At 37.6% G+C, this 6,966-nt stretch carries 9 protein-coding genes and 1 pseudogene; 1 reads left to right on the top strand and 9 read right to left on the bottom strand.

Annotated elements, in window-relative coordinates:
* From BW928_RS01585 to BW928_RS01555, 7 genes and pseudogenes are all read right to left on the bottom strand, one after another.
* Nucleotides 1–293: VENN motif pre-toxin domain-containing protein (locus tag BW928_RS01585; protein WP_076554473.1), on the bottom strand; the 293-nt coding region annotated here is incomplete at its 3' end.
* Nucleotides 294–1,028: 735 nt separating this feature from the next.
* A complete protein-coding gene (locus BW928_RS01580) occupies nt 1,029–1,466 on the bottom strand; it encodes a hypothetical protein (RefSeq protein WP_076554472.1) in 438 nt (145 codons plus the stop codon).
* Entirely contained in the window at nt 1,463–2,422 is a 960-nt protein-coding gene (locus BW928_RS01575; RefSeq protein ID WP_076554471.1) for a VENN motif pre-toxin domain-containing protein, read from the bottom strand. The genes BW928_RS01580 and BW928_RS01575 overlap by 4 nt, the downstream gene beginning before the upstream one ends.
* A 122-nt stretch (nt 2,423–2,544) precedes the next feature.
* The gene (locus BW928_RS01570) at nt 2,545–2,829 is read right to left on the bottom strand and encodes a hypothetical protein (RefSeq protein ID WP_076554470.1); all 285 of its coding nucleotides are present in this window, start codon (nt 2,827–2,829) and stop codon (nt 2,545–2,547) included.
* 25 nt (nt 2,830–2,854) lie between these two features.
* A pseudogene (locus BW928_RS01565) lies at nt 2,855–3,296 on the bottom strand (transposase).
* Nucleotides 3,297–3,368: 72 nt separating this feature from the next.
* Complete coding sequence (locus tag BW928_RS01560; RefSeq protein ID WP_076554469.1) at nt 3,369–3,665, bottom strand: hypothetical protein; 297 nt, start codon at nt 3,663–3,665, stop codon at nt 3,369–3,371.
* The gene (locus BW928_RS01555; RefSeq protein WP_143821442.1) at nt 3,652–5,091 is read right to left on the bottom strand and encodes a hypothetical protein; all 1,440 of its coding nucleotides are present in this window, start codon (nt 5,089–5,091) and stop codon (nt 3,652–3,654) included. Before BW928_RS01555 ends, BW928_RS01560 begins: the two co-directional genes overlap by 14 nt.
* A 255-nt stretch (nt 5,092–5,346) precedes the next feature.
* Here BW928_RS01555 and BW928_RS11575 point away from each other — a divergent pair, with 255 nt between their 5' ends.
* Nucleotides 5,347–5,517 (top strand): hypothetical protein, encoded by a 171-nt coding sequence (locus tag BW928_RS11575; RefSeq protein ID WP_158078422.1) that lies wholly within the window; start codon nt 5,347–5,349, stop codon nt 5,515–5,517.
* Between the two features lie 240 nt (nt 5,518–5,757).
* On the opposite strand, the gene BW928_RS01550 is transcribed toward BW928_RS11575, so the two are convergent.
* A complete protein-coding gene (locus BW928_RS01550; RefSeq protein ID WP_076554467.1) occupies nt 5,758–6,630 on the bottom strand; it encodes a DNA adenine methylase in 873 nt (290 codons plus the stop codon).
* 74 nt (nt 6,631–6,704) lie between these two features.
* Nucleotides 6,705–6,863 carry a zinc finger domain-containing protein gene (locus tag BW928_RS11260; protein WP_078309893.1) on the bottom strand — a complete coding sequence of 53 codons (159 nt, stop codon included), beginning with the start codon at nt 6,861–6,863 and terminating at the stop codon, nt 6,705–6,707.
* Between the last annotated feature and the right edge of the window lie 103 nt (nt 6,864–6,966).

Raw genomic sequence — 6,966 nt, 5'->3', positions numbered from 1 at the left:
GTTATGGTTCCCCTTAGGACATCCACCCCATTCGGCTCTCCTAGTGCTCCCCCATGTAAAATCAAACCTTGATTCCACTCAACCCCAACTCTCCCAATCTCAGCTCCATTAACTGCGTCGACTACACTACCGCCTGTTGTGGTGTAGGTAGTGATGGCTGTGGTTAGGCTTAAGATACTTGTGATGGTATCTTTTTGTTCTTGGCTTAGCTCGTTTGGTTTTTTGCCATATAGATAATTTGATAAAACTGGAGCAACAGCTTCATTGGTTGCTCCTGATACAGCACCTGTCATTGGGTTATTACCTGTGGCATAGCTTGTGGCAGCACCTAGTATGGTATGAGATAATCACAGCTATTCACAACCCTCACTTTCATACCTTTTGTTTGTCTGGCGAATTTTAACTAAAATATCATCACTTAAAGTAAAGTCTTGTAAATTTTTAATATTATTTAAAACCAAGTAGCGTTTATACTCTTCATAACTATGCAATACTGTTAATGTGTCGTCCCTAGTGTCTACAATATAATAAATTTTTTAATCATACAAAATATCATATATCGATTGACCTGAACAGATCTCAGACTTTAAACCATACAAAATCAGAAATTTGTTTTCAAGAAAATAATCAACAATGCCTCTAGAAACAGTAAAGGACTCTCCGTCTTTTCTTCTAGCCACTAAAGTATGCATGTTTAAATGCTCATTATATCCAATATGATACTTTTTCGTGCTTGGTGTTAGTCTATCATACAAAATAAATAAAAAGAGTGCAATGCATAATATAATCAGTGTTTTTTTACCAAACAAGTTTTTTTACCAAACAACAAATCGCAAAATCTTTTTTGAATCATAATTCCCTTTAATTATTTTGAAATACTTTGTCTTTGTTAAAATCATTGTTGATGATTTGGTTAAGTTGGTTTTGGGTTTGTTGTTGGTTGGGTCTATTGTACCATAGCCTAAGCCTTGTAAGTTAGAATTTGTCTGGTTGGTTTTATCCACATCTACAACTTAACAAAAACACAACTAACCCATAGACTTTTCACAAATTTTAACCCAACCATCCCAGTTTAATGACACATTTAACCCTGATTGATTAGGCATAGTAAATACATCCACCCTAAATTCATTTTTACAATAAACAGCTAAAAATTTTTGATATTCCGTGTTATCTATTTTAATCTCAACCCATTTCTGATTCGACATAACGGAGTTGATACGATTGATTAATTCATCATCATATTCATTATAGATATAATTAACATAAACCGCTGTAGGTCGATTCAATGTCTCTACACTGTCAGGCAAGCCAATGCCTTTTGAGATGTCATTCATTTGCTGTCTTACTTGTTGATAAACTTCATGTCTCTTTGGAATGGCTGGATTGCTATAATCTGGTTTGTTGCAAGATGAATAAATAATTACAGAAAAGAAAATAAAGATAGTAAATATCAAAGACTTCATTTTGGACTACTCCCAGGTGCAGGACCTGCGACAATTTTTGATGTTTGTTTGTCTAGATGATATCCTGAAAATTTTAGTTTGCCACCAGAATAACTATATTGATTTGTGCCAACACCTCTTAAAAATGTATGATTCTTTGAGCCGATAGAATTACCCGTGCATAGCCCCCGATGACACCCTAAGATAGTTAGAGAAGCTCCTGAGATTTTATCATCTAGGTCTTTAGACGATTTTGGTCTTTGGGAATAATTTCCCCAAGTCAATGAGGTCGAAAATCCAGTAACTTTTGTAGATAATGCCACTTCAAACATATCTGTTATATAAATATTTCCATTGTAATTGTTCATCACGAAGCTATATCCTCCCACTCCATATCCAAAATTAAAAATAGTAACATCATCTTGGGTCTGTACGCTTTTTAGGATATAAGATGCTCCATTATGAATTTGTCTGGCAATAATGCTTTTCAATGTTTCAATATTGCAAGCATTAACATCACCAGCTCTACACGCCCCAGCATTAATTGCTCTGTGTTTTTGCACAGAATTAGCACCCCCATTCCACTCAACCCCAACTCTCCCAATCTCAGCTCCATTAACTGCATCGGCTACACTACCGCCTGTTGTGCTATAAGCAGTGGTAGCTGTGGTTAAGCTTAAGATACTTGTGATGGTATCTTTTTGTTCTTGGCTAAGTTCGCTTGGGTCTTTGGTGCCATATAAATAATTTGATAAAACTGGAGCAACAGCTTCATTGGTTGCTCCTGATACAGCACCTGTTATTGGGTTATTGCCTGTGGCGTAGCTTACGGCAGCACCTAGTATGGTATGGGCTAGTAGGTGTTGCGGGCTTTGTTCTTCTGGGCGATTACCACCATCAATTTCGTTTTTGAGTTTGTTTTCTTTAAAATATTGCCCAATCCGATAAGCAAGCTCTGGACTTGCCGCTCTTGCCACATCGCCTATGATACCATTTGAATTAGGAGTGTACAAGGCAGAGGTGATGCTATCGAAGATTCTTAGGTTGGTTTGTATCTTTTGGGCTTTGTTTTCAGATGATTTGCAATAACCCCAATGAGCTAAACTCTAAATAAAAAATAAAAAATGCCTACGGAATAACATATAATCGTCAAAGAAAACCAAAAAAATCTTGATAGCTTATGCTCATTTGATCTTACTTTTACTCCAAGCGACCAAAAATCCTTTCCATAAATATATCTCCAAATATTAACAAAAAACATCAAAGAAATAATCGATACTGCAAAAAATTCATAAAAATCAAAATAATATTTCTGATTTTGCTCAATTGATGCAATCATACCCATTAAAACGGGGGCGATAAGCATAATTTTATTTGCATTCATTTTTATAAACCAATAAAATTCCATGTCAAAGCATTAAAAATATAAAAAGAGGCTGTAGTAGATAAGGCTTACCCCCTCCACGCCATTTTCTCAATACCTTAAGTTGACTAGATGGCATACCACAGTTAAATCCAAACTCACATTCTTTGATAACAGGCTGTCGGTATAAACAATGCTGTCAGGCTTAACTTTACTTGTTATGATAGACATTAGAGTGCTTTGCTTGGTATCTTTAACAACAACCACATAAACCTACCATTTCGCTTTAACAAACCAAACACAGCAGTTTTACCACCAGCACCACAACCACGCTTGCCTTTTTGAGTGCAACCTTTGTTGCCCTCATCAAGTTCAATTTCATCATCAAAGAACTCTTTGGTTTCTTGGGCTAAATGATAGTCTATCACAAACCTGATTTTGTAATAAAATAAAGTTGCTGAACGAGCAGTTATTCCAAGTACAAAAATTCAAGCAAGCTTTTTAGGCTTTTTGTTTATTTTACAATGGGTTATCTTTATAAAGCTAGTATAATATAAGTGTTATTCTAGTACGGCTCCTAAAAATATACCAACAATGATAAGGAAGTAGATGCCAAGCGTCAATAAAAAGAAAACAAACCTTTCGATTTTGCTAGCCGTAGCTTTTGTTCTCATGCCTACTGACTCAAACTCCAACCCTGCAAAATAATCACGTATAGCAGGAAGAAATAAGAGATTGGTCGCAAAAGCCATAACAAATTGACCAAAACTAAAGCCAAATGAATCTTTAAATGTGATAGCCACTACTGAGCTAATAGCTAGTGATACTCCAAGTAATATGTTATTACTGACATACATTTTCATTTCCCTTAGATGATTGTGAATTAAAATTATTATAAATACAATCTGTGATAGTATCATTGACACCCATCTGATCAATAACTGCCGATATTTTTTTGTTTGAACCAACAGCATTTTCTGTTCTCTTAGAGACAAACTCGCCAAGAACCGCCTTGCTAAAACCCTCATTTTCTATTTTTGATGCCACTGCCAATGGTTTTGTTACAGCATAAAGCGTCTTCCCCATGACTGGTATAAAATGTGAGGCATTATTCATTGTTGTAACTACTTTTTGATCTTGTTGCCTGCAATATACCGTCTCATTAAAAGCACACTCTTGGTAATTGCCACTCATAATGGCAGCATTGCGAGAATCTATTTCCTGTTGAGTAACCTGCTTTATTGGCATGACCGTATGTGTAACTGGCGTGGATTTTGAACTTGGCTTATTGGTGGCAATATTATCCTTATACCATGTATATTTATAACTCGATGCTTGTACTTGGATAAATTTTATTAAATTATCATCTGGTTTTTTGATATTGCTAAAATTTTGATTCATGCTAACAATACCATTTCGTGTATCAACATTCCAAAGTCTTGGATCGTACTCTTTACCAATTGCGTTATCATAAAGCACATTTTTAATCTTAGAGGTATTTTGTGAATTAATTACAGCACCTACCTTCTGATTAAATCTCTCATTGTAACGACCACTATTTGCCCAACGCAAAGCATCCTCAATATCTTGAAGCGTATAAGATTTCCCGTCAGGTTTTTTTAATCCTTTCTTTTTGGCTAAACCAACCAATGTCGCAGCAAGGTCTTTTTCCTGCTTATGCAACTGCCTATTAAACGCATCTACATTCAATGCTGTGGCTGTAGTTACTGTATCCACTCCTGCCAGTTGGGTGATTGTTGCAATGCCGAGATTACTGACGAGATCAACGGCATTTTTGGCAATCTGTGGTGATACACCTTGATCAATAAGTATCTTGATTGCTTGTTGGGATATCTTATTTAGTATTGGTGCAGATAGGGCAACAGATCCTGTGGTGATGGCTCCTTCAACCGTGCCAGTACCTAAAACACCAATTAGGGTATGCAAAGCAACACGATAAACCCCACCCTCTGCCCATTTCTTAGCTTCTTCGGTGTTGCCCTGTGCAAGCAGTTCAAGTTCTTTGTTTTGGGCATAATCACCGATTCTTTTTGGGGCTTCTTTACCAAATTCTGTGGTAATTACCACTTGAGCATTTAGCTCTTTAATCGCTTGCTCCTTATCAAAATCATTAGTAATGATTTGATTTAGTTTATTTTGCACTTCTGGTTGGTTGAAGTTTTCTGTGTTGATGTAGTCAAGTCCTGCTTGGTCTGTGATGGCAGAATGGGTGGTGCTGGTTTTGTTGGTTGGGGGTATTGTACCATAACCAATGCCTTGCAAACTAGCGTTGTAGCTGGTTTTGATTTGGCTGCCCTCGCTGTCTTGCTCTTTGTTATTAAAACCAATCCCTACACCGACACTGATGGCATCACCTTCATAATTTAGGTGATTTTCAATGTTTTGGGTTTGGATACCTTGGGTAAATTGGGTTTGGTTTTTACCTGCATAGGTGATAAGATAGCCACCAGTGAAGCTACCTTGTCCTTGTACAGATAGGGTTGATTGATTGGCTTTGATGCCTGATTGGTTGGTTACTTGGGCGTAGCTGACATCTATGTTGGTTTTGCCCCCATTGACACTAAGGTTCTGGGGTTTGCCATCAAAGCCAACATCGGCACTAAATCCTGCTTGTTGTTGATTGTAGGTGTATTGGTATTGGTCTTGACTGATGCCAACCGCGAAAAATCTCGCCCATTTTTGCAATAAATCCCTTTTTGATTTTGTTGCACTGAGTGTAAGATAATTTCATTGTGGTAAATTTACCATAAAAACACCCCAAACTTCACAGCTTGGGGTGTTTTTGGCTTGGATTATCTTTTTGGACGCTTGCTTGAATGTTATCATGGATAATTTTGCATATCTAACAAACTCACCTCTTAACTTGTTAATTTATAAGATACATACTGCCGTACTTACTGGGAGAAGCCCTGTCTTTTGAGATAAATTTCAGCTTTTAAACTTCACCAAAATATTATCCTCATAGCTAACTTTTGCACTGACAAATGAATTGACCCTGATATGGTCAAAACCACCAAGCCTTTGCCAAGTGTCAGGCTCGTATTTTTTAAGGTACGCCATATAATCCATAAGCTCACTTTTGGTGGAGCTAAAAAAGATGTAAGGCGGACGCACATAGTTCATTAAAGTTAAAAACTTGGTCATGCCAAAATAACCGTGCTTGGCGTATGCTCCTTGCTTTGTACAAACATAAGGTGGGTCTAGAATAAGCAAGCAATTTGGTGTGTCTTGGTATTTTTGCAACAGTTTTTCAAAGTCTAGGCACTCGATGATAAGGCCATCAAGATAATTGTCCGCACTTGGATAATCAGTCTTGGTAATGCGGTTATAAAAGGTGCTTTCGGCTAGAAACTCATCAAGGCTACTCACTTGCCGACCGCTGAATAATAACCAGCCTGCCAAGGTTTGCACATCAATAAAAGTCCCGCTGTCAGCACTTTTGGCAATCAAATTGTTCACTTGAGCTTTGGCGGCAGCAGACAGTTTGATATTTCTTGGTTCGTCTTTTAATAGCTCAAACAAGGCTTGGCGTAAACGATTGGTGTCATTGATGTGTGCAAGGCGTTCGGCATAGCCATCAAAGTCGTTATAAATAACCGTTGCCTTTGGCAAAATACGCTTGGCATTGTGAGCAAGCAACCCAGAACCACCAAAGACATCAAGCACGGTCAAGCCTTCGCCATCATTTGGGATGTTGTCTTTTAGAATTTTTGTAAAATGCTGTAAAAACATTCGCTTTTGCCCGATAAATGGTAACGGAGCGGTTTTGTAGTGTTTGGTGGCAAGTAAATTGAGTGTCATAAACTTATCCTTCGAAAGTTAAAGGCGTTCAGGACGCTCACAATGATGGGGATTTGGTTATTTATGAATGAACATCAGTCATTATGCGGGCGATGCCCTTTGTCAATATCAGGCTTTGCTTGGGTTTGCTGAGTATTAATGTGATTTAAGGTTTTGCATCTTGGGCATTTGATGGCAAAATTGCCCGCACCAATGGCTAAAAGTTTTTTGCAATTTATGCAACGCTGTTTCATTTTTGCGTAATCCTGTAGATTTTGTGATAAAATAACACCGCTTAGCTAAGCAGGCGGTTCTTGGGCTACGCACCTAACTGCGTGGCTGGTATGGCAATGCTCC

Origin of the sequence: Moraxella cuniculi DSM 21768 (assembly GCF_900156515.1) — a bacterium.
Classification (GTDB): domain Bacteria; phylum Pseudomonadota; class Gammaproteobacteria; order Pseudomonadales; family Moraxellaceae; genus Moraxella; species Moraxella cuniculi.
This window is presented reverse-complemented; position numbering and strand designations above follow the sequence as displayed.